General features: G+C 67.7%; 23 protein-coding genes. 9 read left to right on the forward strand and 14 right to left on the reverse strand.

Going from position 1 to position 23007, the window contains the following annotated elements:
* Nucleotides 1-15: 15 nt before the first annotated feature.
* On the reverse strand, nt 16-825 hold the full coding sequence (locus tag ACWMMN_RS33415) for a glutathione S-transferase family protein (protein WP_486424377.1): 810 nt from the start codon (nt 823-825) through the stop codon (nt 16-18).
* Between the two features lie 206 nt (nt 826-1031).
* Here ACWMMN_RS33415 and ACWMMN_RS33420 point away from each other — a divergent pair, with 206 nt between their 5' ends.
* Together ACWMMN_RS33420 and ACWMMN_RS33425 are read left to right on the forward strand one after the other, a co-directional pair.
* Nucleotides 1032-1409: a RidA family protein gene (locus ACWMMN_RS33420; RefSeq protein ID WP_486424378.1), complete on the forward strand. Its 378-nt coding sequence runs from the start codon at nt 1032-1034 to the stop codon at nt 1407-1409.
* A 317-nt stretch (nt 1410-1726) separates the two neighbouring features.
* The gene (locus ACWMMN_RS33425; protein WP_486424379.1) at nt 1727-2059 is read left to right on the forward strand and encodes a cupin domain-containing protein; all 333 of its coding nucleotides are present in this window, start codon (nt 1727-1729) and stop codon (nt 2057-2059) included.
* A 163-nt stretch (nt 2060-2222) separates the two neighbouring features.
* On the opposite strand, the gene ACWMMN_RS33430 is transcribed toward ACWMMN_RS33425, so the two are convergent.
* Complete coding sequence (locus tag ACWMMN_RS33430; RefSeq protein WP_059241298.1) at nt 2223-2522, reverse strand: H-NS histone family protein; 300 nt, start codon at nt 2520-2522, stop codon at nt 2223-2225.
* Between the two features lie 227 nt (nt 2523-2749).
* On the opposite strand from ACWMMN_RS33430, the gene ACWMMN_RS33435 reads away from it, so the two are divergent.
* Nucleotides 2750-3238 carry a RidA family protein gene (locus ACWMMN_RS33435; RefSeq protein ID WP_340626297.1) on the forward strand — a complete coding sequence of 163 codons (489 nt, stop codon included), beginning with the start codon at nt 2750-2752 and terminating at the stop codon, nt 3236-3238.
* Between the two features lie 41 nt (nt 3239-3279).
* On the opposite strand, the gene ACWMMN_RS33440 is transcribed toward ACWMMN_RS33435, so the two are convergent.
* Nucleotides 3280-4269: an AraC family transcriptional regulator gene (locus ACWMMN_RS33440; RefSeq protein WP_486424380.1), complete on the reverse strand. Its 990-nt coding sequence runs from the start codon at nt 4267-4269 to the stop codon at nt 3280-3282.
* The gene (locus tag ACWMMN_RS33445) at nt 4266-5324 is read right to left on the reverse strand and encodes an NAD-dependent epimerase/dehydratase family protein (RefSeq protein WP_196486679.1); all 1059 of its coding nucleotides are present in this window, start codon (nt 5322-5324) and stop codon (nt 4266-4268) included. The genes ACWMMN_RS33440 and ACWMMN_RS33445 overlap by 4 nt, the downstream gene beginning before the upstream one ends.
* Before the next feature lie 443 nt (nt 5325-5767).
* Between ACWMMN_RS33445 and ACWMMN_RS33450 the strand changes: the two genes are divergently transcribed.
* Nucleotides 5768-6019: a hypothetical protein gene (locus ACWMMN_RS33450; protein WP_059241301.1), complete on the forward strand. Its 252-nt coding sequence runs from the start codon at nt 5768-5770 to the stop codon at nt 6017-6019.
* 69 nt (nt 6020-6088) lie between these two features.
* Here ACWMMN_RS33450 and ACWMMN_RS33455 read toward each other — a convergent pair whose 3' ends face one another.
* The gene (locus ACWMMN_RS33455; protein ID WP_486424381.1) at nt 6089-7624 is read right to left on the reverse strand and encodes a histidinol-phosphate transaminase; all 1536 of its coding nucleotides are present in this window, start codon (nt 7622-7624) and stop codon (nt 6089-6091) included.
* On the opposite strand from ACWMMN_RS33455, the gene ACWMMN_RS33460 reads away from it, so the two are divergent.
* On the forward strand, nt 7625-8710 hold the full coding sequence (locus ACWMMN_RS33460) for a helix-turn-helix transcriptional regulator (protein ID WP_340625885.1): 1086 nt from the start codon (nt 7625-7627) through the stop codon (nt 8708-8710). It begins immediately after the preceding gene.
* 70 nt (nt 8711-8780) lie between these two features.
* Here the strand turns inward: ACWMMN_RS33460 and ACWMMN_RS33465 are convergent, their stop codons facing one another.
* A complete protein-coding gene (locus tag ACWMMN_RS33465) occupies nt 8781-10931 on the reverse strand; it encodes a glycoside hydrolase family 28 protein (protein WP_486424382.1) in 2151 nt (716 codons plus the stop codon).
* 575 nt (nt 10932-11506) lie between these two features.
* Between ACWMMN_RS33465 and ACWMMN_RS33470 the strand changes: the two genes are divergently transcribed.
* The 4 genes from ACWMMN_RS33470 to ACWMMN_RS33485 all read left to right on the forward strand — a co-directional run bounded on the left by ACWMMN_RS33470 (nt 11507) and on the right by ACWMMN_RS33485 (nt 15603).
* Complete coding sequence (locus tag ACWMMN_RS33470) at nt 11507-12493, forward strand: TRAP transporter substrate-binding protein (protein WP_059241304.1); 987 nt, start codon at nt 11507-11509, stop codon at nt 12491-12493.
* Nucleotides 12490-13062 carry a TRAP transporter small permease gene (locus ACWMMN_RS33475; RefSeq protein ID WP_059241305.1) on the forward strand — a complete coding sequence of 191 codons (573 nt, stop codon included), beginning with the start codon at nt 12490-12492 and terminating at the stop codon, nt 13060-13062. Before ACWMMN_RS33470 ends, ACWMMN_RS33475 begins: the two co-directional genes overlap by 4 nt.
* Before the next feature lie 4 nt (nt 13063-13066).
* Entirely contained in the window at nt 13067-14419 is a 1353-nt protein-coding gene (locus tag ACWMMN_RS33480; RefSeq protein WP_059241306.1) for a TRAP transporter large permease, read from the forward strand.
* 92 nt (nt 14420-14511) lie between these two features.
* Nucleotides 14512-15603 (forward strand): lactonase family protein, encoded by a 1092-nt coding sequence (locus tag ACWMMN_RS33485; protein WP_256087735.1) that lies wholly within the window; start codon nt 14512-14514, stop codon nt 15601-15603.
* 22 nt (nt 15604-15625) lie between these two features.
* Here the strand turns inward: ACWMMN_RS33485 and ACWMMN_RS33490 are convergent, their stop codons facing one another.
* From ACWMMN_RS33490 to ACWMMN_RS33525, 8 genes are read right to left on the reverse strand one after another with little or no spacing between them, the layout of a single operon-like run.
* Complete coding sequence (locus tag ACWMMN_RS33490; protein WP_486424383.1) at nt 15626-15868, reverse strand: hypothetical protein; 243 nt, start codon at nt 15866-15868, stop codon at nt 15626-15628.
* Between the two features lie 33 nt (nt 15869-15901).
* On the reverse strand, nt 15902-17311 hold the full coding sequence (locus ACWMMN_RS33495) for an FAD-binding oxidoreductase (protein WP_486424384.1): 1410 nt from the start codon (nt 17309-17311) through the stop codon (nt 15902-15904).
* Nucleotides 17312-17313: 2 nt separating this feature from the next.
* Nucleotides 17314-17856, reverse strand: coding sequence for a hypothetical protein (locus ACWMMN_RS33500; protein WP_059241310.1), 543 nt, complete (start codon nt 17854-17856; stop codon nt 17314-17316).
* 37 nt (nt 17857-17893) lie between these two features.
* On the reverse strand, nt 17894-18973 hold the full coding sequence (locus ACWMMN_RS33505) for an ABC transporter permease (protein WP_486424385.1): 1080 nt from the start codon (nt 18971-18973) through the stop codon (nt 17894-17896).
* On the reverse strand, nt 18966-19979 hold the full coding sequence (locus ACWMMN_RS33510) for an ATP-binding cassette domain-containing protein (RefSeq protein ID WP_486424386.1): 1014 nt from the start codon (nt 19977-19979) through the stop codon (nt 18966-18968). The genes ACWMMN_RS33505 and ACWMMN_RS33510 overlap by 8 nt, the downstream gene beginning before the upstream one ends.
* Before the next feature lie 11 nt (nt 19980-19990).
* A complete protein-coding gene (locus ACWMMN_RS33515) occupies nt 19991-21064 on the reverse strand; it encodes a TauD/TfdA family dioxygenase (RefSeq protein ID WP_059241313.1) in 1074 nt (357 codons plus the stop codon).
* Nucleotides 21065-21067: 3 nt separating this feature from the next.
* Nucleotides 21068-21730: a class I SAM-dependent methyltransferase gene (locus tag ACWMMN_RS33520; protein WP_059241314.1), complete on the reverse strand. Its 663-nt coding sequence runs from the start codon at nt 21728-21730 to the stop codon at nt 21068-21070.
* Between the two features lie 28 nt (nt 21731-21758).
* Nucleotides 21759-23006, reverse strand: coding sequence for a citrate/2-methylcitrate synthase (locus ACWMMN_RS33525; RefSeq protein WP_486424387.1), 1248 nt, complete (start codon nt 23004-23006; stop codon nt 21759-21761).
* Nucleotide 23007: the final 1 nt, after the last annotated feature.

Genomic DNA, 23007 nt, shown 5'->3' on the forward strand with positions numbered 1-23007 from the left:
GATTGCCGGCAGCCGTTACCCGGGACCGTCGTGCCACGCGTGCAAAGCGTCAGGCACACGGTCGCGTTCTTCCGCATACAAGCGCAGCGCGAATCGCCCGGCGGCGGTATCCCGCAGGCGCAGGGCTTCGTCCCGCATCGCGGCCGGTACGGCGTCGAGCGCCGGGTAGGCCGCGCGATAGCCTGCGGGAAACAGGACTGGCGCGGCGAGTGCCGCAAATGTCAGATCGGCCGCCGTGAACCGTTCGCCGACCAGGAACCGTCGGCCATCGCTCAGTCGGCCGTCGATCTCCGTGAAGACGCCGCGCACGCGTTCGATGGAGCGGGCCGCACTGTCCGGCGTGATCCTGAGCGCCGTTCGAATGAGCCGCACGACGCCCGGCAGGATGACCGGCAGCACCACGGCCTCGAACCGCGGCACCCCGCGCGACATCACGCGCAGCAACAGGCTGCGCTCGGGCAGCAATTGCGCATACGCCCAGCGCCTCGCATGCGGGCCCAGCACTTCATCGAACTGCGTCTCGAGGGCTTCGACTTCCTGCCGCAGCGCGGCATCGCGCGGGTACAGGCAATCGCCGCCGTGGAGCAGGTCGATATGTACGAGGATATCGGTGGAATCGGTGAAGCGTGCACCGCGATGAAGCAGCAAGGGCACGCTGCTACCGCCGTTGGGCAGCGTGGCCAGCCGGTGCAGCAGCGGCGCATGCGGTTGCTCGCGATAAGGCTGCGCGAGCCGGTCGAGCGCCCACCGCGCCTTCTCGCTGTAATGGCTGTGCGGCATCGTGATCAGTACAGCAGGATGAACGCATTCGGTGGTCATCGACATGGGCCTCACGCATCACGCGCTTGGCGTACACGATAAAAGCGCGGGTGTGCCTGATGAATTGTGGCAAGTTCGCGGAAGGGCTTCAAGGCGATTCCGGATGCGGGAAGACGAGCTGCTCCGTACCACGAATTGGCAGCGCTGTTGTTCCGCGATACGCTCGTCAGCGTTGGCCGACGCAGATGCGATGCCGGTCGAAGGAGACGCACATGACGATCGAGTACTTTGCCGAGTGCAATCCGCTCACTCGCAACCTGCCGCGCTCGCTGGCGGTAAAAGCCGGCGATCTGGTGTTCGTGTCCGGTCAGATTGCGAGAAACGAAGACGGAAGCATCGTTGCCGGCGGGATCGACGTGCAGACACGCCGGACGTTGCAGAACGTCGCTCAGGTACTCGCGCTTGCGGGATGCACGCTCGACGATGTAGTGAAAACCACGGTCTGGCTCGAAGACACACGCGACTTCGCTGAATTCAATCGCGTCTATGCGGAGTTCTTTCCCGGGAACAAGCCGTCGCGATCGACATTGCAGGCGACGAACATGGTCGGCACGAAGATAGAAATCGAAGCCATTGCGTGCAAACCCTGAGTGTTGCAAGCGGCGCGCCGAACAACCGGGCGGATGCCCGGGGCGGATTGCGCCGGCGCGACACGCCCGAGCGCGGCAGGATGCCGCCCGGGCTTTACCGAAATGACCCGCGATGGCGCGCGCTTCGCTAAAAGAAAGTCACGGCGTGCCTTATCGCAACGATGAATGAGCGCGGGCGCAGTTGCGACTATTCTTCATCTTTATGACAGGCATTCATCGACGCGTGCAAAGAAAGCCGATCGTCGGACTGCAGCGGACATTTTCCTTCGCCTTTAAACCCGCATTCCTGACCGGACGGTCAACGACGAGGTAAAGCGATGCAACTTCAAACCGGTAATTTATTCAGCGTCGAAGGGCAGCGCGACGGTGACGAGCGAATCGACATACTCGTCACGGGGCAACGCCTGAATGTCGAGCGGATCGTATCGATGGGACACGCGAGCCCGGACGGGTTCTGGTATGACGACTCGCGCGCCGAATGGGTCGTGCTGCTGTCGGGGGCGGCCGTACTCGAATTCGAAGCGGATTCGACTCGGCACGATATGCGCCCCGGAGATTACGTGCTGATCGAACCGCATTGCCGTCATCGTGTCGCATGGACGCATGACGAAGCGCAAACCGTCTGGCTTGCGATCTATTACGAACGCTGAGGAAAGTATTGGCGTGTCGCCCGATCTGTCGATTGGCCAGTACGTCACACGCCGAGCGAGGCAAAGTCTCATCGATCCGGAGCGGTCTTTTAAACCCGCCGGCATCGATGCTCAATGGAAGCCCAAACTACCGGACCGCGCGTTGAATCGCGCGCCGGGAATCTTATTCCTGGATCAGGAATCGATTGCGATTCTTTGCGTCCTTGATCCATGCGGGCGCACGACCGCGGCCGGACCAGGTTGCACCGGTCTTCGGATCGCGATATTTCGCCTGCACGGGGGCTGCCGCTTGTTTGGCCGGCCGACCGCGGCGTGAACCGAAAATGTCTTTTTCGGTAATGCCGAATTCCGCGACTTTGGTGCGGATGTCGTCGACGATCGCCTGGAATTCCGCGACACGCGCTGCTTCGGCTTTCTCCGCCAAAGCGTCCATCTGGGCTTTCAGTTCCTTGTAAGTTGCCATATATCGCTCTTCAGGTTGTGTGTCTATACATGATAGCGGTTTCAGCCGGAAATGATGAAGAAAATCGCTCCGGCTACGAAATTCATCGTCGATATGGCGAACAGGACTGCTTCGAACACCTGAAGGTGTATCGATTTGATCGTTTCCGTCCGATCTTCTCCTCCGGGACAAGCATCGGAGACTCAATTATTCTTGATCTTTTTTCAGAAGGATCGGGGAATTCACTGATGAACAGAGACGACACGCTGAAACAGGTTGCAGCCGAATTCGGATTCGATCCGGACGAAACGATCCGGATCGGCGGAAAGTACACCGCCGTTCTGGTCGACGGCAGTACGGCGTACATTGCCGGCCAGATTCCGCGAATAGGGGAAGTCGTGCATTTCGTCGGCGTCGTGGGCGAATCCGTTTCGCTGGAAGACGGCCGCCGTGCGGCCGGCATATCGGCGCTGCGCGCGCTGTCGCTGATCCGCAAGCACTGCGGCACGCTCGATGCGGTCGCGACGGTGCCGCGCATGACCGTGTACGTGCGAAGCGCGCCCGGCTTCACGCTGCAAAGCGAAGTGGCCGACGGCGCCTCCGACGTGTTGTATGCGGTGCTCGGTGACGCGGGCGTCCATACGCGCTCGTCGGTCGGCGTGCTGCAATTGCCGAAAGGCGCGTCGGTCGAAGCCGATTTCATTTTCGGGCTGAACCGTCGCGCCGCCGCTGGCTGATTCGGCATCGGCGCGGCGACGCTTCGGGCGGATCGCGTCGATCAGCGTACCGGTCGCGAGCGCGCGGCTTCGGGTGTCATCCCGGTCCATTCGTTGAACGCGCGGAAGAACGAGTTCGGATCCTGATAGCCGAGCAGGAACGCGATCTGGCTGCAGGGCAGGTCCGAGCGATCGAGGTAATGCCATGCGAGCTTCTCGCGGACTTCCGCCAGGAGCGTCTTGAAGTTCGCGCCTTCGTCGCCGAGCCGACGTTGCAGCGTGCGCTTGCTGATGGCCAGCGTGTGCGCCACGCCGTCCACGGTGGCGAGGCCGCCCGGGATCAGTTCGAGCAGCGCCGCGCGCACGCGTTCGACGGTGCCGGCCTCGGCCGACAGCACGTCGAGGCGGCGGCGCAGGTCGGGTTCGAAGATCTGCCACATCGCGTGGTTTGCCGTCACGAACGGGCGCCGTGCATCCTGCAGCGCGAAGCTCACGGAGGGCGCGTCGCCGTATCGCGGCGTCACGCCGAAAAACCGCGCATAGCCGGGATGCGGCGCGAGGCCGCGCGGCAGCGTGACGGCGCGGGCCGGCAGGTCGGTCCGGGTTGCGAGCCGCGCCAGCTTCACGAAGAAGCCGAGTTCGGCCGCGAGCAGCATGCCGGGAGGCGGCACCTCGCGTTCCAGGAAGTCGATCCCGAGCACGAGCAGATCGGCCTCGCGCGTCACGCGCAAGCGGATCGGGCCGATCAGCGGCTTGAACTGGCTGATGCGCCGGATGGCGATTTCCAGGTTCGGGCTGCACAACGCGGCGAACAGCGGCGGATCGAAGGTCTCGACCGAGACCCGATCGAGGATGCGCAGCGCGACGGCCGGCGTGTCGGCCATCTCCTCCATCGCGAGCCACATGCGGAAGAACTCGCGGGTCGTCAGCCCGCCTTCCGGCCGCGTGAACAGATCGGCGGGCAACTGCGCGCGCCGCAGCAGTTCGTCGACGCGCAGGCCGAGGTCGACCATCACGACCTGCCAGCCCGGCGATACCGCGAAGCGGTTCATCGCCGCAGTTGCCCGGTTTCGACGAGTTGCTGGAAGAAGTCGTTCATCGATTCGGCGAGCGGGCGATAGCGGATCCCGAGTTCGTTGCGGCTGCGGCTGTTGTCGCCACGCCAGGGCAGCCCGACGTTGAGCGCGATCATGCGGCGCGTCACGCTCTTGTTCGCGAGCGGGCCGACCAGCCACACCAGCCATTTCGGCAGGATGCGCCGCGGAATCGGATAGTCGGCGCCATACCGTTCGAGCAGCGTGGCCGCCATCGCCGGCAGGCTCGTATCGTGCCCCGACACGATGTAGCGGCCGTTCGCGTCGGGCAGGAACGCGGCGCGCAGGTGAGCGTCGGCCACGTCGCGGACATCGACCGCGCCCATGCCGAGATCGGGCACGCCCGTTTTCATCGTGCCGTTGCCCATCTGCCGCACGATCTCGAAGCTTTCCGACGTCGCGTACGGATTGATGCCGGGCCCGATCACGAGCGACGGATTGACGGTCACGAGATCCCAGCGCTGCTGTCCGCCGGCGAATGTCCACGCCTCGCGCTCGGCAACGGTTTTCGAATACGAATAGGGCTGGTGGGTCAGCGACGAGCTGGTATTCCAGATCGCTTCGGTGAACACACCGTTCGGCGTCGCGGCGAGATCGGCGTTGTCGCCGTAGATCGCCGCGCAACTGCTGGTCAGCACGACGCGCCGTACCGACGGCGTGCGGTTGACCGTTTCGAGCACGTTGCGCGTGCCGAGCAGCGCGGGATCGACGAGTTCCTTCTGCGGATCGCGGACGGTGACCGTGAACGGCGATGCCGTGTGGAACACGGTCCCGCAACCCGCCATCGCTTCCGCGTACGACCCGGGTTCGAGCAGGTCGGCACGGAAATAGCGGATCGTGCCGGGCTTGCCGGCCGCGATGCGCTGGAGATGTTTCAGCTTGTCCGGGCTGTCGGGATCGCGGACGGCCGCATGGACCGTCACGCCGGCCTCGAGCAGCCGCTGCACGAGCCAGCCCGCAACGTACCCGGTTGCGCCGGTCACCATGACAGGGAGGTCGGTATCGATATTCATGAGCGGGATTCCGTGGCGGAGGGGATGCGCCATGATGACGCCTTTCGCGCGCCACTTCACTCGCAAAGCGTGCCAATCGACATGCAATGGGCGACAGGCATCGCGATGCCCGACACCCATTTGTCAGACGTGAAGGCGCGCACTTCCTGTCATGTCCGGTAACCACGGCGCGCCCGATATCGTCCGACATCCCCACTTTTGGGGATGCCGTCGCCTGACGGCGCGCCTACGATTGACGACAGGGCATCGGGGACCGGATCCCACCAGAACAAGCGGACAGGCCTGTCGTTGCGTATCGATCGCTGCGAACGTCCGCGCAGTCGGCTGACACAACCGTCGCGTACGCTGATGTGCAACGTGTGCGGTGCGTCGCCGGCATCGCGGCACGGTGGCGCGTTGATGACGGAAGGCCTGATGTCGCATTTCGGGGAATTTCAATCAATATGCTGGCACGAGACTATGTGGAACGAGAGCTCTCTCACATTCAGAGAATGGTCGCTCTCCTGGACAGCGAGACGGTCGCTGACGACGTATCGATGTCGGGCGCGGGGCGCGTCAGACATCCGAGCTACTGGCGCGGGCGTATCGAGGAACTGCTGTCGGCACCCGATATGCCGCGTCACGTGAGAAAGCTCTGCGAAGCGGTGCTCGTGAAGATCGACGCGATGGAGTCGCGATTCGCGACGATGAAGTAAGTGCATCGTCGGATGGCGGGGCGAAATGCGTTTCATCGCGTCGTCGCGGGTGTCAGTCCGAGCCGTTGCTTACTCGAGCGCCATCACGTCAAGCAGGGCCGCGCGAAACGCGGCCATTTCCGCGGCGGTGCCGATGGACGCGCGCAGGTATGCCGGCGGGCCCGACTCGCGAATCAGCACACCGTGGCTCAGGAGTCCGCGCCAGATCCGGTGGCGATCCGCAAACTTGCCGAACATCACGAAGTTGGCGTCGGAATCGGCCACCGCGAGGCCCAGCCCGCGAAGCCAGCCGACCGTGGCGTCGCGCTCGGCCTTGATCGCCTCCACTTGCGACAGCATCTCGTCGCGCGCGACCAGCGCCGCGCAAGCCGCGGCCTGCGTAAAGGCCGACAGGTGATAGGGCAGCCGGACCAGCTTCAGCGCGTCCACGATTGCCGGCGCGCACGCGCAATAGCCGACGCGGCCGCCGGCGAACTTGAACGCCTTGCTCAACGTGCGGGAGACGATCAGCCGCGGGTAGTCGGGCAGCAGCGCGACCGCGCTGCGTACGCCGCGACGCCGGAACTCCGCATAGGCTTCGTCGACGACGACCACGCCCGGCGCGACGTCGAGTATCGCGCGAAGGGTGTCGAGCGGCAGCGCGGTCCCGGTCGGATTGTTCGGCGACGTCAGCAGGATCACGCTCGGCCGATGCGTGCGGATGCTGTCGAGCGCCTGATCCAGGTCCAGCGCGAAATCTTCGGTACGCGGCAGCGCAAGCAGGTGCGTGAAGGTCGTCCGGCAGTATTCGTCATACATCGGATACGCGGGCGTAAAGGCCAGCGCCGATCGCCCCGGGCCGCCGAATGCCTGCAGGATCTGCTGGATCACCTCATTCGAGCCGTTGGCCGCCCACACGTTCGATGCGTCGACGCCCACGCCGCTGTCGTGCGACAGGTAGTCGGCCAGATGCGAGCGCAGCGCGGCAAAGTCGCGATCGGGGTAGCGGTTCGCGTGGCGCGCCGCGTCGGCGACCGCGATCGCGATGCGTTCGACGAGTGCCGGCGACGGCGGATAGGGGTTCTCGTTGACGTTCAGGCAGACCGGCACATCGAGCTGCGGCGCCCCGTACGCGTGCTGCATCCGGAGATCCTCCCGCAGCGGCAGATCCGACAGGGAGACTTCTTTCCAGGGGTGTTGCATTGAAAACGCTCCATACGTTATCGGTTGATCGGCACAGCAGGTTTTGACGGCGCAAAAAAACAAAAAAGGCGCCGGAGGCGCCTTGGTTGTCGTCCTGATCGGGAACGTGCCCGATGCAATGTCTAGATGCGAAACGAACCACGGCGCAATGGAGGGCGGCCGTGATGATGGTGCTGCGAGGTCGTGATGTTCCGGATCGTCATGCGCTGCATCATGGCATACCCCGGCGGCGATGAAAAGCCGGCTCTCGTCCGCACCAACAGCGCCGGTGTATCGAAAGCGGCCATTACGTCTGACAAAAGACGGTAACAAACGTGGTATTTCGTTCAAACCTGCATCGGCCATTTGAACAACGAGACCGATTGAGTAAGATGCCCGAACGACGTTCGACAAAAACGCACGGCGCGGGGTGGCCAGATGCATATGAACGGGTTGATTCCATCGGCATGGATCGATGACATCTACGCTGCGGCACTGGGCGATCAACGATGGGAAACGGTGCTGGACGGGTTGCGTTCGTCGGTCGGCGTGCGCATGGCCACGCTGCTGTCGTTCGACGAGGCGGCGAGGGTGCCGGCGATCGAGCAGGCAGCCGGCGACGATGCGTCGTGGGTCGCCGCGTGTCACCACAGCTACAACACCGAGTTCTACCTGTACGACCCGGTCGTGCCGATTGCTGGCGACTGGCCGGTGGGGCGCTGGTTCGAGGACGTCAAGCACCTGCCCGCGCAGCAGCGCGCGCACAGCGTGTTCTATCGGGAATTCCTGCATCCCTTCGGGCTCGGCAGCATCTCGGGCCTGTACATTCATCGCGGCGAGGGCGCCAGCGCGTTCCTCAGCGTCCAGAGCGGCCCCGAATCGGAAGGGCTTTCCGACGATCAGCGCCGCACCATCGAGATCATGGGCGCGCACATCCGCCGTGCGCTGCAGATCCAGGCGCGCATCGGCGAACTCGAGGCGCGTGTGGCCGCCGCGGAATCGGCGCTCGATGCGATTCCGGTGCCGGTGTTCCTGCTCGGCGCGCAGCGCGAACTGCGCTACACGAACCGGGCGGCCGCTCAGCTGATCGCCGCCGAACCGGCGCTGCGGGTCGTGAACGGGCGTTTTGCGCCGGAAGGCTGCATCGACGACGCGCAATGGCGGCACGCGTTCGCGCGCGGCGGGCTATTGCTGCGGCGGGCGACGGGCGAACCGTTGCCGCTTGCGCTGATCCCCGTTCCCGAACAGTCGCGCCTCGCGCGCGAACGGCCCGGTGTGGCTGCGCTGATGACGGCCGCCGACCTGCGTTCGCCGGCGGCGCGCGCGCAGCGCTTGCGCGTGTTCTACGGGCTGTCGTCGGCGGAAGCCGATCTCGCCGTGCTGCTCTGCTGCGACGGGCGGTCGCCGCAGGAATGCGCGGCGTTGCGCGGCGTGTCGATCGGCACCGTCCGCGCGCAGATCAAGTCGATCTATGCGAAGACGGACGTGGCGCGCGCGGCGCAACTGACGTCGCTGGTCATGCAGACCTGAGCGTGCCGCACGCGCGGGCGCGGCGGGTTCCCCGCGCCGGCGCGGGAAACCCGATCGCGCTGGCCGGGTGTTACAGCGCCGGCGCCCACGTCGACCCGAACGGGTTCGACTGGTCGATGCCCGGGAAGTCGACGAACGCCTTGCTGCAGTCGAGCACGCTGGCCGGGTCGATCGTGTGGGCCGCCGTGCCGTTGACGACGACCCGGTTCGCGGTCGACGCGAACACCGGCAGGTTCACGTTGCGCAGCGTGAGGTTCGCGTCGGACGCGATCGTCGAGATGCCGTCGGGCGTGTCGGCCACCACGTCGCTCAGCGACATCACGAGCGGGAAGGCCGGCTCGCCGTAGCCGCCGGTGTTCGCTTCGAACCCCTGCAACTTCACGCCGGCCGTGCCCTCGATCACGACGTTCGCGAGCGAGATGTCGTGGAAATTCGGGTACAGCGGCCCGCTCGCGGGTACGGCCTTCGTGCTGTAGTACGGCGTGAACAGCAGCGCGTTCTTCGCATCGCGGATGCAGATGTTCGAATAGCGGATGTTGCTTACTTCGCCGCCGCGCGCATAGTCGGACTTGATGCGCAGCCCTTCTTCCGAATCCTGGAACGCATTGTCGTACACCTGAACGTTCGTCACGCCGCCGTTGGTCTCGCTGCCGATCGAGATGCCGTGCCCCCAGTAGATGTGGTTGTGCGCGATCACGACACCCCATTTGCGATCGGCGCGCACGTCGCGATTGCCGTCGATACCGAACAGCCCCGAACCGGCGGGCGCCGGGTTGTTGCTGCCCTTGAGCGCGATGTCGTCGTCGCCGGTGCTCACGTAGTTGTACGCGAACACGAAGTTCTTCAGGTAGCCGTCGAACGAGATCGCGGCGGCGGACGTCGTCGTGCTGCCGGTCGACAGCGCCGCCGACGCCGGCTTCGACGCGGAGCCCGGGTCGAACGCATCGGTGTTCTTCACGTTGTCCGCGTTGAACGTCTGCCCGTTGTACAGCGGGTTGCCGTTGCCGGCCGGGTTCGCGAACGCCGCGAGCGTCGGCGTCTGCACCTTCACGTTCCAGATCGTCAGCCCGTCGACGCCGCTCGGCACCACGTGGAAATTCGGGCTGTTGTTCAGCGTGATGCGATACAGCGTGAGGTTCTTCGCGTAGTTGAACACCATCAACCGGAAATTCGACTGCGAGCCGAAGCCGGTCGTGCCGTTCTGCACCATGTTGCCGAGATACGCGAGATCCCACCACGTCATGTTGCGCACCGTCGACTTCGAATCGACGACGGTGCCGCCGTCGTCGCATGCGGTGCCGTCGGGCGCCACAGTGCCGCCCTTGTATGCCGCGTAGGTGTTCGAGCAGGTCAGGTCGACCTTCATCAGCGGGTATTTCGCATCGGACGTGACAAGCTCCGCGTAGCCGCGCCCGTCGATGCGGCCATCGCCGACCACTGCCGCGTTCACGAGATTGGTGCCGGTGATCAGCGCGGCGCAGTTCGACGAACTGCCGGCCTTCGTCGCGCTGACGGCGGTATTGCCGCAGTACGGGCCGGCGGCGTTCGGCGAATACGCCTTCACGTCGCGCGACGCATACAGCGTCACGCCCTTGTCGATCCACAACGTGACGCCGGACGGCAGCGTCAGCGGCCCGCTGATGAAGCCGTTGCCGGGCCCCGCGTGGTTGACGACGAGGCGCACCGCGAACTTGCTGGCGCGGTACTTCGGCTTCGCGAGTTCCTCGCCGGACGCGCCGGCGATGTTTGCGTTCGGGACGGCCGCCGCCTTCTGCGCGGCGGTGGCCGCGACGTCCGCCGCCGCGATCGTCGCGCCGACCTCGGCGTCCACCGCCGCGCCGCATGCGTCGAGCGCAGCCTGGATGCGCGCCTGGTCGGGGTTGGCCGTCGCGGCCGCCACGGCCTTGCCGACGCCGGCCGTCGACGGGTCGGCTTCCGGCGGCAGCGAGCCGTCGGGACGGCTCACGAGCGTATTGGCGGCCTCGAGCGTGCCGCAGACCTGCGTGTCGGCCGGCAGCGCGGGCTCGGCCGGCAGGTTCGCGTCGACGGTCGTCGTGCCGACCTGGAACACGCTGGTGGCGGGCGGCGCGGTGGAGGCGCCGCCGCCGGTGCTTGAATCGTCGCCGCCGCACGCGGTGAGCGCTGCGGCTGTCGCGAGCAACGCCGCGAGCAGGCCGAGCGCGCGCGGGCGCCGGTCTGGCCGGCAAAGGGGGGATGTCATGACGAAGATCTCCTGATGAGGCATCGGTTGTGCGCGATGCCGGGTGGGTATCGGGTCGTTCGGCCCGCGCGCGCCGGCTGGCGCGCGCGCAGCCTGAACGTGCCGCGGGCAAGACTGGAGCGGGCGGCGCGGGCCTCGGCGCGGGTCGCCGGGGCCGGTGCCACGAGTGCGATCGCGGGCGCGCGATGCGGGGCCGGCGCGTGCTCGTGGCAACGCGCGGGGGTATCCGTGTTGTGGTCAGTCATCCTATAACGACGGCAAGCGAAGCGAAAGATTGCTTTTCGGCGTCGGGAAACAGCGACACGGGCGCCCGATTCAAATGCGGACCCATTTCCGGAAAACGTTTCGCAATAATTCCCCGAAACGGAGAAGGCGATTCCCCGAAAATCGCCGTCAACCCGTTATGGCAGCGGCCGTAGGGGTATGCACCAAGTGAGTTAAACGATTAACCGACGTACATTCGCTCAACACGTCATACGACGTATGACTCTGCGATTCAGGAAAGCGCCTCGCCGACGCACGCGCCAGCCGACGGATCGCCGCACAACAACGATCGACCATCAAGGAGACTCACCATGAAGCACCGATTCACCGGCTCCCGTACCGTCCTGGCCGTCGCGCTGATGGCCGGCTTTGCGATGTCCGCGCAGGCGCGCGTGTTCCGCTCGGCGGACGTGCACGGCGACAATTTCCCGACCAACATGGCCGTGAAGTTCATGGGCGACGAACTGTCGAAGCAGACGGGCGGCAAGGATTCGATCAAGGTGTTCGGCAACAGCGCACTCGGCTCCGAGAAGGACACCGTCGATCAGGTACGGATCGGCGCGATCGACATGGCGCGCGTGAACGGCGCGTCGTTCAACGAGATCGTGCCGGAATCGCTGATCCCGTCGTTCCCGTTCCTGTTCCGCGACGTCGACCATTTCCGCAAGGCGATGTACGGCCCGGCCGGCCAGAAGATTCTCGATGCGTTCACCGCGAAGGGAATGATCGCGCTGACGTTCTACGAGAGCGGCGCGCGCTCGATCTACGCGAAGCGCCCGGTGCGTTCGCCGGCCGACATGAAGGGGCTGAAGGTGCGCGTGCAACCGTCCGACCTGATGGTCGACGAGATCAAGGCGATGGGCGGCACGCCGACGCCGATGCCGTTCGCCGAGGTGTACACGGGCCTGAAGACGGGCCTCGTCGACGCGGCGGAAAACAACATGCCGTCGTACGAGGAAACCAAGCATTACGAAGTGGCGCCCGACTACTCGGAGACGCAGCACGCGATGACGCCGGAAGTGCTGGTGTTCTCGAAGAAGATCTGGGACACGCTGTCACCGCAGGAGCAGGCGGCCATCAAGAAGGCGGCGGCCGATTCGGTGCCGTACTACCAGAAGCTGTGGACCGCGCGCGAGGCGTCCGCGCAGCAGACGGTGACGAAGGGCGGCGCGAAGGTCCTGCCGGCCGCGCAGATCGACCGCGCAGCGTTCGTGAAGGCGATGCAGCCGCTGTGGACGAAGTATGAAAAGACGCCGCAGATGAAGCAGATCGTCGACGAGATCGAGGCCACCAAGTGACGCGTCGCACTTCCCTGAACGGCGCGGCGGCCGCGGGCTCGCCGTCCGCCGCCCCGGACAGTGCGGTGCCGGCGCGGCCGCACGGCGCGCCGCTCCTGCGCTGCGTGAACGACGTGGTGTTTCGCGTGCTCGCCGTGATCGCGTCGGCGTGTCTCGCGGTGCTCACGGTGCTGGTGTTCTACGCGGTCGTGATGCGCTACGTATTCGAGAACGCGCCGGATTTCGTCGAACCGATCGCGCTGTTGCTCGTGATCGTGATCGCGATGTTCGGCGCGGCGATGAAGGTGCGCGACGGCGGCCACATCGGCCTCGATTCGCTCGTGCGCCGGCTGCCGCCGAACGGTCGCGCCGTGGTCGTCGCGATTCAGCACCTGAGCCTGATCGTGTTCGCGATCATGATCATGGTCGGTTGCGGCAGCATGGCCGCCGAGACGATGGGCGACCGCATCCCGATCATCGGGCTGCCCGAAGGCGTGCGCTACCTGATCGCGATGCCCGCGGCGATCGCCATCATCCTCTTCTCGCTCGAGCACCTGCTCGCGCTTCGTCGTTCTTCGTCGGGACAATAACGCCATGGAACTCGCGATCCTGTCCGTCAGTTTTCTGATTTTTCTGGTACTCGGCGTGCCCGTGTCGTTCGCGCTCGGGATAGCCTGCGTGTTGACCTACATGGTCGAAGGCCTGCCGATCGCGACCGCGATGCAGGCGATGATCTCGGGGATGAACGCGTTCTCGTTCCTCGCGGTGCCGTTCTTCATCTTCTCCGGCGAACTGATGCTGCACGGCGGCATCGCGGACCGGATCCTGCGCTTCGCGCAGGCGACCGTCGGCCACTTCCGCGGCGGCCTCGGGATGGCGAACGTCGTCGCGTGCACGCTGTTCGGCGGCGTATCGGGCTCGCCGACCGCCGATACGTCGGCGATGGGCGGCGTGGTGATTCCGCTGATGAAGCGCGAAGGCTACAGCGCCGCGTACGCGGTCAACGTGACGACGCATGCGTCGCTCGCCGGCGCGCTGATGCCGACGTCGACCAACATGATCATCTACGCGTTCGCCGCGCAGGGCATCACCGGGATGCTGCACGGCCAGCCGGTGAGCGGCGTGTCGATCGGCGACCTGCTGTTCTCGGGGCTGCTGCCGGTGTTGTGGGTGATGGGCTTCGTGCTCGCCGCCGCGTACTGGCAGGCCGTGCGTCACGGTTATCCGCGCCGGGAAGACGGTTCGTCCGCGCTGCCCGCGTTCCCCGGCTGGTATGCGGTGCTGCGCAGCTTCGTCGGCGCAGTGCCCGGGCTGATGGTGATCGCGATCATCCTCGTGTGCGTCGCGAAGGGGATTGCCACGGCGACCGAAGCGGCCGCGATCGCCGTCGTGTACTCGCTCGTGCTGACCGCGGTGGTCTACCGGACGCTGACGGCCGAGAAGCTGCGCCGCGCGCTGTCGCATGCGGCGCGCACGACGGGTGTCGTGCTGCTGCTGATCGCGGTGTCCAACATGCTGCGCTTCCAGATGTCGTACCTGGAGATTCCGGATGCGATCGAAGGGCTGCTGAAGCAGTCGACCGCCGCGCCGTGGCTGATGCTGCTGTACATCAACATCATCCAGGTGTTCCTCGGCACGTTCGTCGACATGGCCGCACACATCCTGATCACGACGCCGCTGTTCCTGCCGATCGCGATGGCGTGCGGCGTCGGACCGGTGCAGTTCGGGATCATGCTGCTGCTGAACTGCTCGCTCGGCCTCGTGCACCCGCCGATCGGGTCGGTGCAGTTCGTCGGCTGCGCGATCGGCAACGTGTCGATCGGCGAGACGACGAAGATGGCGTGGCCGTACTACCTCGCGATCTTCAGCGCGATCAACATCGTCACGTACCTGCCGTTCTTCTCGACCTGGCTGCCGAGCCTGATCAGCGGGCACGCGGTGTTCTGAGCGTACGTGTCGCCCGTCGCGGCGCCGGACGACCGAGGTTGTCCGGCGCCGCTGTCGCTTCTGCGGTTCCCTTTCACGTTTCCGGAAGACCCATGAACACGAAGACACTCTGGCGCGCCGTCGCGGCGGCCGCGGTCGGGATGGCCGTCACGCTCTCGCACGCGGCGACGTATGCGTATGTGTCGAACAGCGACAGCCGCGACATCTCGGTGTTCGGCGTCGACATGTCGAACGGCGCGCTGACCGCGATCGAGACCGTGCCGGTCGGCGGCACCGTGATGCCGATGGCGCTGTCGCCCGATCACCATCGCCTCTATGCGGCGCTGCGCTCGACGCCGTATCGTGTCGTGAGCTTCGCGATCAATCCGCTCGACGGGCGGCTGATCGAACTGGGCCGCGCGCCACTCGCGGAGAGCATGGCGTATGTGTCGACCGATGCGTCGGGCCGCTACCTGTTCTCGGCGTCGTATGGCGGCAACCTGCTCGCGGTGAACCGGATCGGGGAGAGCGGTATCGCGGGCGACGTGCAGCAGACGGTGAAGACCGGCCCGATGGCGCACGCGATCCGGCAGTCGCCGGACGGCCGTTATGCGTTCGCGTCGGTGCTCGGCGCCGATGCGTGGCTGCGCTTGCCGTTCGATGCGTCGACCGGGAGGCTGACCGGCGAGGCGACGCCGGCCTACCGGCTACCGGATCAATCGGGGCCGCGCCACTTCGTGTTTTCGTCGAACGGGCGCGTCGCGTACCTGATCGACGAGCTTGACGGCAAGCTGCATGTGCTCGCGCTGTCGCGCGGCGGCGCCGACGCACGGCCGATCCAGACCGTGTCGATCCTGCCGCCGGATTTCCACGGCGACAAGCCCTGGGGCGCCGACCTGCACCTGACGCCGGACGGACGCTTCCTGTACGCGTCGGAGCGCACGTCGAGCACGCTCGCCGCGTATCGGGTCGACGCGAAATCGGGCCAGCTCGCGCGAATCGGCACGTTCGCGACCGAGCAGCAGCCGCGCGGCTTCGCGATCGATCCGTCGGGCCGGTATCTCCTCGCGGCGGGCCAGTTGTCGCCGACGCTTGCCGTGTACCGGATCGAGCGGAACACCGGGCACCTCGCCGCGATCGGCAAGTATCCGGTCGGCAAGGGGGCGAACTGGGTCGAGATCGTCACCTACGACGGGACGAACTGAAAGCCGGCCGCCGAGCGGGCGGTCAGTCCTGTCGCGCGGCCGGCTCGATGTCGCCGTCGACCGACCGCTCGTCGCGCCAGTGCGCCAGCTCGCGCCACAGCGCCGGACGTGCGTGATCGCGCGGCGGCAGCTTGATCACGTACGCTACACCGCGCACGTTCACGACGACACCCGAGTCGGGTAGCGTGGCCGGGATGCCGGACAACGCCGGATCGGCGTCCGGTTCGGAAGCGGGGCCCGGGCCGGGCGGATGTCGAAACATCATGCGAAATTCTCCGTGGCACCGCAAAACGGCGCATCAGTAGCGGACTCGCCCGATCAGACCCAGCGGGTCGACGGCATGCTGAATTGCGGCGGCGAGTTCCCGTTGCGCGGCCGGCACGTGCTTGCGGTAGTAGGCGATATTGACCGGCCCGACGCCGTGTTCCGCGCTGAAGCAGCCGCCGGCGCGCACGACACGGTCGTACAGCGCGCCGCGCAGCGCCACCTGCTGCAGCGGCCCGTAGCGCTCCGCGCTGGCCTGCGGGATCGACACGACGAGATGGCAGCCGCCGTCGCCGAAATGGCCGAACGCATGACAGCGCAGCGACGGGTGGGCGGCGGCGATCCATTGCTCGGCGTCCGCGACGAATCCGGCCACCGCACCGCGCGGAAACGACACGTCGAACGACAGCGGGATACCGTCCTGCGCCACCGCGGCCGGCAGTGCGTCGCGGATGCGCCAGAATCGTTCGGCCGGCGCGCACGCCGCGTCGAGCACCCTCCGTTCGCCCGCGAGTGCGTCGAGTGCCGCGACGGTCCGTTCCTCGAGCAGTGCATCGATCCCCGGCATGCCGGTCGCGATTTCGACGAGTGCGTAGCACGCGGCATCGTTCGCCCCGAACGGAATCCGCCACGCCGGAAACGCGGCGGCGACACAGCGGACCGCCGCCGCCGACATGAATTCGAACGCCGACAGCATCTCGCCGAACGCATGCTCGAACGCGAGCAGTCCGGCGAGCGCCGCATCGTACGACGCGAACGCGACGAACGCCGCGCACGACGACCGTTCGAGCGGCGCGAGCGCAAACGACACGGCCGTGACGAGCCCGTTCGCGCCGTTCGCGCCGATGAAGCACTGCGTGACGTCGAAGCCCGCGTTGCGCTTGCGCAGCGGCGCGAGCGTGTCGATCACGGTGCCGGCTTCATCGGCCAGCACGGCTTCGACGCCGAGCACGTGGCGGCGCACGTCGCCGTACTTGATCAGGCGGCTGCCGCCGGCGTTCGCGCCGACGAGGCCGCCGGCTGCCGGATCGCTGCCGAGATCGATCGGCACGCAGAGCCCGGCTTCGCCCGCCATGCGGTTGATGTCGGACAGCCGCACGCCGGCTTCGACCGTGATGCTGCGATTCGCGGGATCGAACGCGCGAACGACGCGCATCCGGTCGAACGACACCACGCATTGCGTGCCGCTGCGATCGGGCACGGCGGCGCCGACGAGCCCGGTGCGCGCGCCCTGGGCGATGAGCGCGATCCGGTGCGCGACGGCGACGCGTGCGAGCGCGCGCGTGTCGGCGGTCGATGCGGGGCGTGCGACGCCGAGCGGCACGCCGCCGTACCGCGCCACGTCGCTCGCATACGGCTCGCACGACGCGCCTTCGAGCCAGCCGTGGCCGAGTGCCGCGGCGAGCGCGTGCCGCTGCGCGTCGCGTTCGGGCAGCGCGTTCATCGTCAGTTCGCCCGCACCAGCTGTTTGCGCAGCCGGCCACGCACGACGACCAGCGCGATCAGCGGGACGACGCCGCCCCACAGCGGGCTGTGCCGCATCGTGATCGACACCGCGAGCGCGACGACGGTGACGGCGATCAGCACGAGCGACAGCGAACGCGCACGCGCGTGATCGACGAACGTGCCATCGACGAAGCCGCCGTCCGACCACGCGGTGTGCACGATGCCGACCACCAGCACGCAGACGAGCATGGCGGCGGGCCCGAGTTCCTCGCCCCACAGACGGCTACCTGTCGGCGATACCAGCGCAAGCACCGCGCCGATCACGAGGAACAGGTCGACGCCGATCGCGATGCTGTTGCGATCCGCGCGGCGGACCAGCCACGCGCCGTGCACGAGGGCGAGCACGCCGCCGATCAGGAACGCATGCGTCCAGCGCACGTCCGGCTGTCCGGGGCCGAGCCGGCCGTAGAACAGGAACACGATCGCCGGCAGGAAGTTGCTCGCGTGCAGCAGGTAGTCGGTTATGGGATTGCTCGATTTCATCGGTGTCTCTCCTTCGTCGAAACAGCGTGGCGACGCGTCATGCGTCGTGCCAGCGGAACAGCCGCGCGGCGGCGAACAGGAACAGCGCCGTGCACGCGGTCATGCCGAGCAGTTGCGGCGCGAGCTGCGCGTACGGCGCGCCGTCGACCAGCGCGCCGCGCAGCGCGACGGCGAACTGGTTGGTGGGCAGGAACGCGAGCGCGGCTTTCAGCCACGCGGGCGCGTCGTGCATCGGGATCGTCAGGTCGCTGAAGAACAGCAACGGGTAGTAGGTGACGTTGCACGCGAGTTCGGCGGCCGCGAGCGAGCGGGTGCGGCTGGCGAGCAGCACGCCGATGCTCAGCACCATCGCCGCGCCGAGCAGCACGATCGGCAACGCGCGCAGCCCGTCCGGCGTCGCGATCGGCAGCGCGATGCCGAACGCGACGCGCGCGACCGTCAGCAGCACGAGCGCCGACAGCGCCATCATCGCCATCCGCGCGACGATCAGCGCGGCAAGGAACACGCCGCGCGAGACGGGGAAGCACACGTACAGCTTGAACGTGTTGCGCTCGCGCAGCGACGCGATCGCGGTGGTCGTCGAGTTGAGGCCGATCGCCATGAACGCCATCACCAGGATGCCGGTCGCGAAGAACGCGCCATAGTCGAACGGGCGGCGCGCCGGCGCCGCATTCTCGAAGCGCGCCTGTGCGGCCGGCACCCCGAGCTGCTGCGCGGCGCAGCGCGCGAGCGCGATCTCGACGACCCGCGATGCCGCCTTGACCGCGAGCGAGCCGTTGAAGTCGTAGCGGATCGTCGCGGGCGTGCGCTCGTCGGCGCCGAGCACGACAGTCACGCGATCGGCCGGCGCACCGCGGCCGCCGAAGGTCGCCTTCACCGTGTCGCTGTGCGACAGGCTGGCGACGATCTGCGCCTGGCACGCCTGGTTGTACGGCGTTGCGCCGCCGGGCAGGTCGAACGCGATGTCGGCGGTGCCGAGCGAGCCTGATCCGCCGAACGCGAACAGCATCACGCTCAGCAGGAACACCGGGAACACGAGCGTCCAGAACAGCGACGAGCGGCTGCGCAGATAGCCGAGCAGCTCGTTGCGCACGAGAATCAGGAACACTTTAGTCATGGGCCGGGCCCTCGGTGCAGAGGCGCAGCAGGTCGCCCGGCGTGCTCGGCGCGAGCGCGAGATGCTGGATGCCCTGTTCGCCGACGATCCGGTGCACGTTCGGATGCAGCGTCGCATCGCCGAACACCTCGACGACATGCGTGGCCGACACGCGCACGCCGGTGACGCCCGGCAGCGCCGCGAGCCGCTTGCGCAGCGTGCGCGCATCGGCTTCGTCGTGGCAATGCAGGACCGCGCGCGCGTCGCCGACGAGTTCGGCGCGCAGCGTGTCCTTGTCGCCCTGGTAGCGCACGCCGCCGTCGCGCACCCACACGAGATCGTCGACGACGGACAGTTCTTCTTCCGAATGGCAGATCATCACGACGCTCGTGTCGCGCGCACGGTGGCGCAGCAGGTCGATCACGACGCCCGCATAGCGGCGGTCGAGGCCAGTGAACGGCTCGTCGAGCACGGCCAGCTCGGGCCGGTGCGCGAGCGCGACGTAGAGGTCGATGCGCTGGCGCTGCCCCTTCGACAGCGCGCGGCACGGCTTGTCGAGCAGCTCGGCGATGCCGAGCGCATCGGTGATCGCCGCATCCGCGTGCCCGTACATCGCGCGGTGCAGCGCGACGATTTCCGAGATGCGCAGGTGATCGGGATACTCGACCTTCTGCAATTGCGCGCCGATCCGCCGCAGCGACCGCGAGTCGCGCATGAAGCGCTCGGCCGGCACGTCGAGCACGCGCACGTCGCTGCCGCCGCGCCGGAAGCCGAGCAGCGTTTCGAGCAGCGTGGTCTTGCCGGAGCCGTTCGGCCCGACGATCGCCGTGACGGCGCCGAGCCGGAACCGCACGTGGCGCGCGGAGAAGCGGAAATCGCCGGCCGCGACGTCGATCGCGCGTGCGCCGAGCGCCGCGCCCGGCGCACGCGCATCGGGCAGCGGCGGCGTGTCCGGGCGCGGCGGCCGGTCGAATGCGGTGTGCGGGCCGAACATCGCGCGCACCGAGGAGAGAAACGAAACGCTCATCGCCTGCGCCCTCAGTCGAACAGCATGACCTGCGTGTCGCGCGCGCCCCGGTACGGGTTGCGGCCGTGCGCGACCAGCATGTTGTCGACGACGAGCACGTCGCCGGCCTGCCACGGGAACGCGCGCTCCTCGTCGTCGAACGCGTCGTAGACCGCGACGAGATCGTCGAACGGCATCGGCGAACCGTCGCCATAGCGGATTTCGTACGGGAACGCGGCGCGCGCGCCGTACATGCGCTGCAGGTAGCGGTAGCTGAGCTCGCCCATCGAGCGCGGGTTCGGGTGCTGCGCGCTCGCCTGGTTGAACCACACCGTCTCGCCGGTGCGCGGATGCGCGCGCAGCGCGCTGCCGACGTGCGACACGGTCACGCTGCCGTCGTCGAGCCAGCGGCAGCCGACGCCGCGTTCCGCGCACAGCCGCTCGACTTCGTCGCGCTCGGGAGTGCCGAATGCGTCGTCCCACGGCCGGTGATACGCGGCGAACGGCAGGTTCGGGTTCGCGGCGAGGCCGTCCGCGCGGTCGCCGGGCGCCGCGAAGTTGCGCAGGTACATCACGCCGCGCGCGGCAAACCGCTCGCGCAGCGCGGCCGGCACGCGCGCGGTCACGCGCCGCATGTCGCAGATCGGCGTTTCGCCGCCGGCGTCGGCCGGCTGCCGGCAGTAGAACGCGACGAGGCGCGGGAACGCGGGCATGTAGGCCATTTCCTGATGCAACCCGATCTTGAAGGGCGGCGGCATGCGGGTCGACTCGTAGACCTGGCCGTCGATCTGCCGGCGCGGCGCGGCGCCCGCCGTGTAGCCGTTCGCGTGTGCCGGATACAGCGCGCCGAGGCGGCCGAACGCGGTGGTGTCGGGCACCGCGAAGCCGCGCCACAGCAGCGCGCCGCACGCGTCGAGCAGCGTGTCGATCGTGTCGAGCCGCGAGCGGTACCACGCGACGAACATCTCCGGCGACGTCGCGAGTTCGGCGCTGCGCGGTGTCACGCACAGCGGCAGCGTCGCGCCGGGTGCGACCGCCGCGCAGTGGACGTCGTCGGCGCCGAGCCGCACGGCGGCGTGCGCGGCGAGGAAGGCGAGATCGGTCATCGCTCAGGCCAGCGCCGGTTTCTTCAGCAGGATCTCGAAGCCGAGCGCACCGAGCCCCGCGCTCGGGCTGTAGATCGACGCGACGTCGGCCAGGCCGGCTTCGGCGACGAGCGCATGCGCTTCGTCGAGCGTGATCTTTTCCTCGACGTGGGTCGGCGGATAGTCGGCGGCCGCGCGCATCGCGGTGAAGCGGTCGAGCAGGTGCTGCGGCGCATCGCGGCGCATGTCGTGCACGAGCGCGATGCCGCCCGGTTCCAGCACGCGATACATCTCGGTCAGGCTGAGCGCCTTGTCGGGCAGGTGGTGCAGCGTCGCGCGGCCGACCGCCATCGTCAGCGTGCCGTCGTCGAACGGCAGTGCGAGCGCGTCGCCCACGCGCATCTCGATCGTGTGGTCCAGATCGAGTTCGCGGATCCGCGGGCGGCCTTCGTCGAGCATCGCCGGATCGAGGTCGATGCCGACGTAGCGCCAGCCGCGCATCGCCGGATCGGTCGCGAGCCGCACCGGCACGACGCCGGTGGCCGTGCCGATGTCGGCGATCGTGCCGGGCGTCATTGCGCGCGCGAGCTGGCGGATGCGGCTGATGAACAGCAGGTCCCACGGTTCGAGCGTTTCGGTGGCGAAGCGATCGTAGTCGTTCGCCGGGCGCAGGTTCTTGAGCAGCATGACGTTCCTTGTGCGAAAGGGTGAGGGTTCACAGCCAGCCGACCGGCACGGCGGCCAGCAGCCGTCGCGCGGTCGCGCTGTTGACGCCGAACGCGGGGCGGCGGCGCCGTTCGACCGCATGCGCGGCCATCGCCGCGATGCGTGCGCCGAGCCCGACGCCGACGCCCCACGACGGCGCGGCGACACCGAGTTCGAGCAGCGTCGCGGCGGTCAGGAAATCGATGTTCGGCCGCAGCGCGCGGCGCGCGTCGGCTTGCGCGCAGCACGCGTCGAACAGCGTCACGTACGCGCCGTCGAAGCCGCGTGCGGCGAACCGGCCGCGTATGTGCGGCGGACGCGGATCGGCGACGAACAGCGGATGGCCGAAGCCGTACAGCGTGTGTTTCGCGTCGAGCGCCGCATCGATCGCCGCGCGTCCGGCCGCGTCGAGCGCGGCGGGCGGCGCACCGGCGCCGGCCGGGACCGATTGCGCGAGCGCGGCGAGCCAGTGCATCGCTTCGAGTGCCGCGCCGACGTGCGACGGGCCGCTCGCGAGGAAGCCGGACGCGATCGCCTGCGTCAGCGTGACGCCGGTGCCGATCGCGACGCGCGGCGCGAGCACGGTCGGCGTGATGTAGCCGAAGCCGGCGTGCCAGGCGACGAGCAGCATGTCCATCGCGGCCAGGGCTGGCGTGTCGTGGCGCGTTGCGCCGGTCAGCACGAGCATGCGCTGCGCTTGCGTCGCGGCGGTATCGAGTGACGCGCTGGCGCCGCCGCCCGTACCGGCATCGGCGGCGAACGGACGGCCTTCGATCGCCGCGTGCAGCAGGAACGGCGCGGCGGCCACACCCAGCAGCATCGTGTCGAGGTCGGCGTCGTCCGGCGCGGGGCCGGGCAGCCGTGCCAGCACGTCGTCGAAGCCGCGCAGCAGGCCCGACGCGGCCGCGAATACCGGTGCGACGCCCGCCGCACCGAGTTCCGCGGCAAGCGACTGTGCGACCGAGCCGGGCGCCAGCGCGTCGGCGAACGCCGCGAGCCGCGCGCCGATCGCCGCTTCGTGCGCACGATGGCCGGCGCTGCCGGGCGCGACGTCGAACCACAGATGCGCCAGTGCGCCTTCGAACGTCGTTGCGCCGATCAGCGCGTTCAGGTCGAGATCGCGCACGCGCAGTGCTTCGGGTTCGAGCGTCGCGCCGTCGATGTCGGTGCCGCGATGGCGCGTCGCCGGTCGGCCGAGCAGGTTGCGCGGCGCGTCGCCGGTCGCGGCGGCGGTGCCGGAATCGAGTGTCGTGTCCATG

It is taken from the genome of Burkholderia cepacia complex sp. TUM26381 (assembly GCF_057439935.1).

What these genes read in the sequence shown, in the direction of transcription:
- ACWMMN_RS33445 (WP_196486679.1), bottom strand. Translation starts at nt 5,324, where the DNA reads ATGAATATCGATACCGACCTCCCTGTCATGGTGACCGGCGCAACCGGG.
- ACWMMN_RS33435 (WP_340626297.1), top strand. Translation starts at nt 2,750, where the DNA reads ATGAACAGAGACGACACGCTGAAACAGGTTGCAGCCGAATTCGGATTC.
- ACWMMN_RS33505 (WP_486424385.1), bottom strand. Translation starts at nt 18,973, where the DNA reads ATGACTAAAGTGTTCCTGATTCTCGTGCGCAACGAGCTGCTCGGCTAT.
- ACWMMN_RS33470 (WP_059241304.1), top strand. Translation starts at nt 11,507, where the DNA reads ATGAAGCACCGATTCACCGGCTCCCGTACCGTCCTGGCCGTCGCGCTG.
- ACWMMN_RS33510 (WP_486424386.1), bottom strand. Translation starts at nt 19,979, where the DNA reads ATGAGCGTTTCGTTTCTCTCCTCGGTGCGCGCGATGTTCGGCCCGCAC.
- ACWMMN_RS33450 (WP_059241301.1), top strand. Translation starts at nt 5,768, where the DNA reads ATGCTGGCACGAGACTATGTGGAACGAGAGCTCTCTCACATTCAGAGA.
- ACWMMN_RS33515 (WP_059241313.1), bottom strand. Translation starts at nt 21,064, where the DNA reads ATGACCGATCTCGCCTTCCTCGCCGCGCACGCCGCCGTGCGGCTCGGC.
- ACWMMN_RS33425 (WP_486424379.1), top strand. Translation starts at nt 1,727, where the DNA reads ATGCAACTTCAAACCGGTAATTTATTCAGCGTCGAAGGGCAGCGCGAC.
- ACWMMN_RS33465 (WP_486424382.1), bottom strand. Translation starts at nt 10,931, where the DNA reads ATGACATCCCCCCTTTGCCGGCCAGACCGGCGCCCGCGCGCGCTCGGC.
- ACWMMN_RS33415 (WP_486424377.1), bottom strand. Translation starts at nt 825, where the DNA reads ATGTCGATGACCACCGAATGCGTTCATCCTGCTGTACTGATCACGATG.
- ACWMMN_RS33460 (WP_340625885.1), top strand. Translation starts at nt 7,625, where the DNA reads ATGAACGGGTTGATTCCATCGGCATGGATCGATGACATCTACGCTGCG.
- ACWMMN_RS33525 (WP_486424387.1), bottom strand. Translation starts at nt 23,006, where the DNA reads ATGGACACGACACTCGATTCCGGCACCGCCGCCGCGACCGGCGACGCG.
- ACWMMN_RS33485 (WP_256087735.1), top strand. Translation starts at nt 14,512, where the DNA reads ATGAACACGAAGACACTCTGGCGCGCCGTCGCGGCGGCCGCGGTCGGG.
- ACWMMN_RS33495 (WP_486424384.1), bottom strand. Translation starts at nt 17,311, where the DNA reads ATGAACGCGCTGCCCGAACGCGACGCGCAGCGGCACGCGCTCGCCGCG.
- ACWMMN_RS33440 (WP_486424380.1), bottom strand. Translation starts at nt 4,269, where the DNA reads ATGAACCGCTTCGCGGTATCGCCGGGCTGGCAGGTCGTGATGGTCGAC.
- ACWMMN_RS33455 (WP_486424381.1), bottom strand. Translation starts at nt 7,624, where the DNA reads ATGCATCTGGCCACCCCGCGCCGTGCGTTTTTGTCGAACGTCGTTCGG.
- ACWMMN_RS33430 (WP_059241298.1), bottom strand. Translation starts at nt 2,522, where the DNA reads ATGGCAACTTACAAGGAACTGAAAGCCCAGATGGACGCTTTGGCGGAG.
- ACWMMN_RS33500 (WP_059241310.1), bottom strand. Translation starts at nt 17,856, where the DNA reads ATGAAATCGAGCAATCCCATAACCGACTACCTGCTGCACGCGAGCAAC.
- ACWMMN_RS33490 (WP_486424383.1), bottom strand. Translation starts at nt 15,868, where the DNA reads ATGATGTTTCGACATCCGCCCGGCCCGGGCCCCGCTTCCGAACCGGAC.
- ACWMMN_RS33520 (WP_059241314.1), bottom strand. Translation starts at nt 21,730, where the DNA reads ATGCTGCTCAAGAACCTGCGCCCGGCGAACGACTACGATCGCTTCGCC.
- ACWMMN_RS33480 (WP_059241306.1), top strand. Translation starts at nt 13,067, where the DNA reads ATGGAACTCGCGATCCTGTCCGTCAGTTTTCTGATTTTTCTGGTACTC.
- ACWMMN_RS33420 (WP_486424378.1), top strand. Translation starts at nt 1,032, where the DNA reads ATGACGATCGAGTACTTTGCCGAGTGCAATCCGCTCACTCGCAACCTG.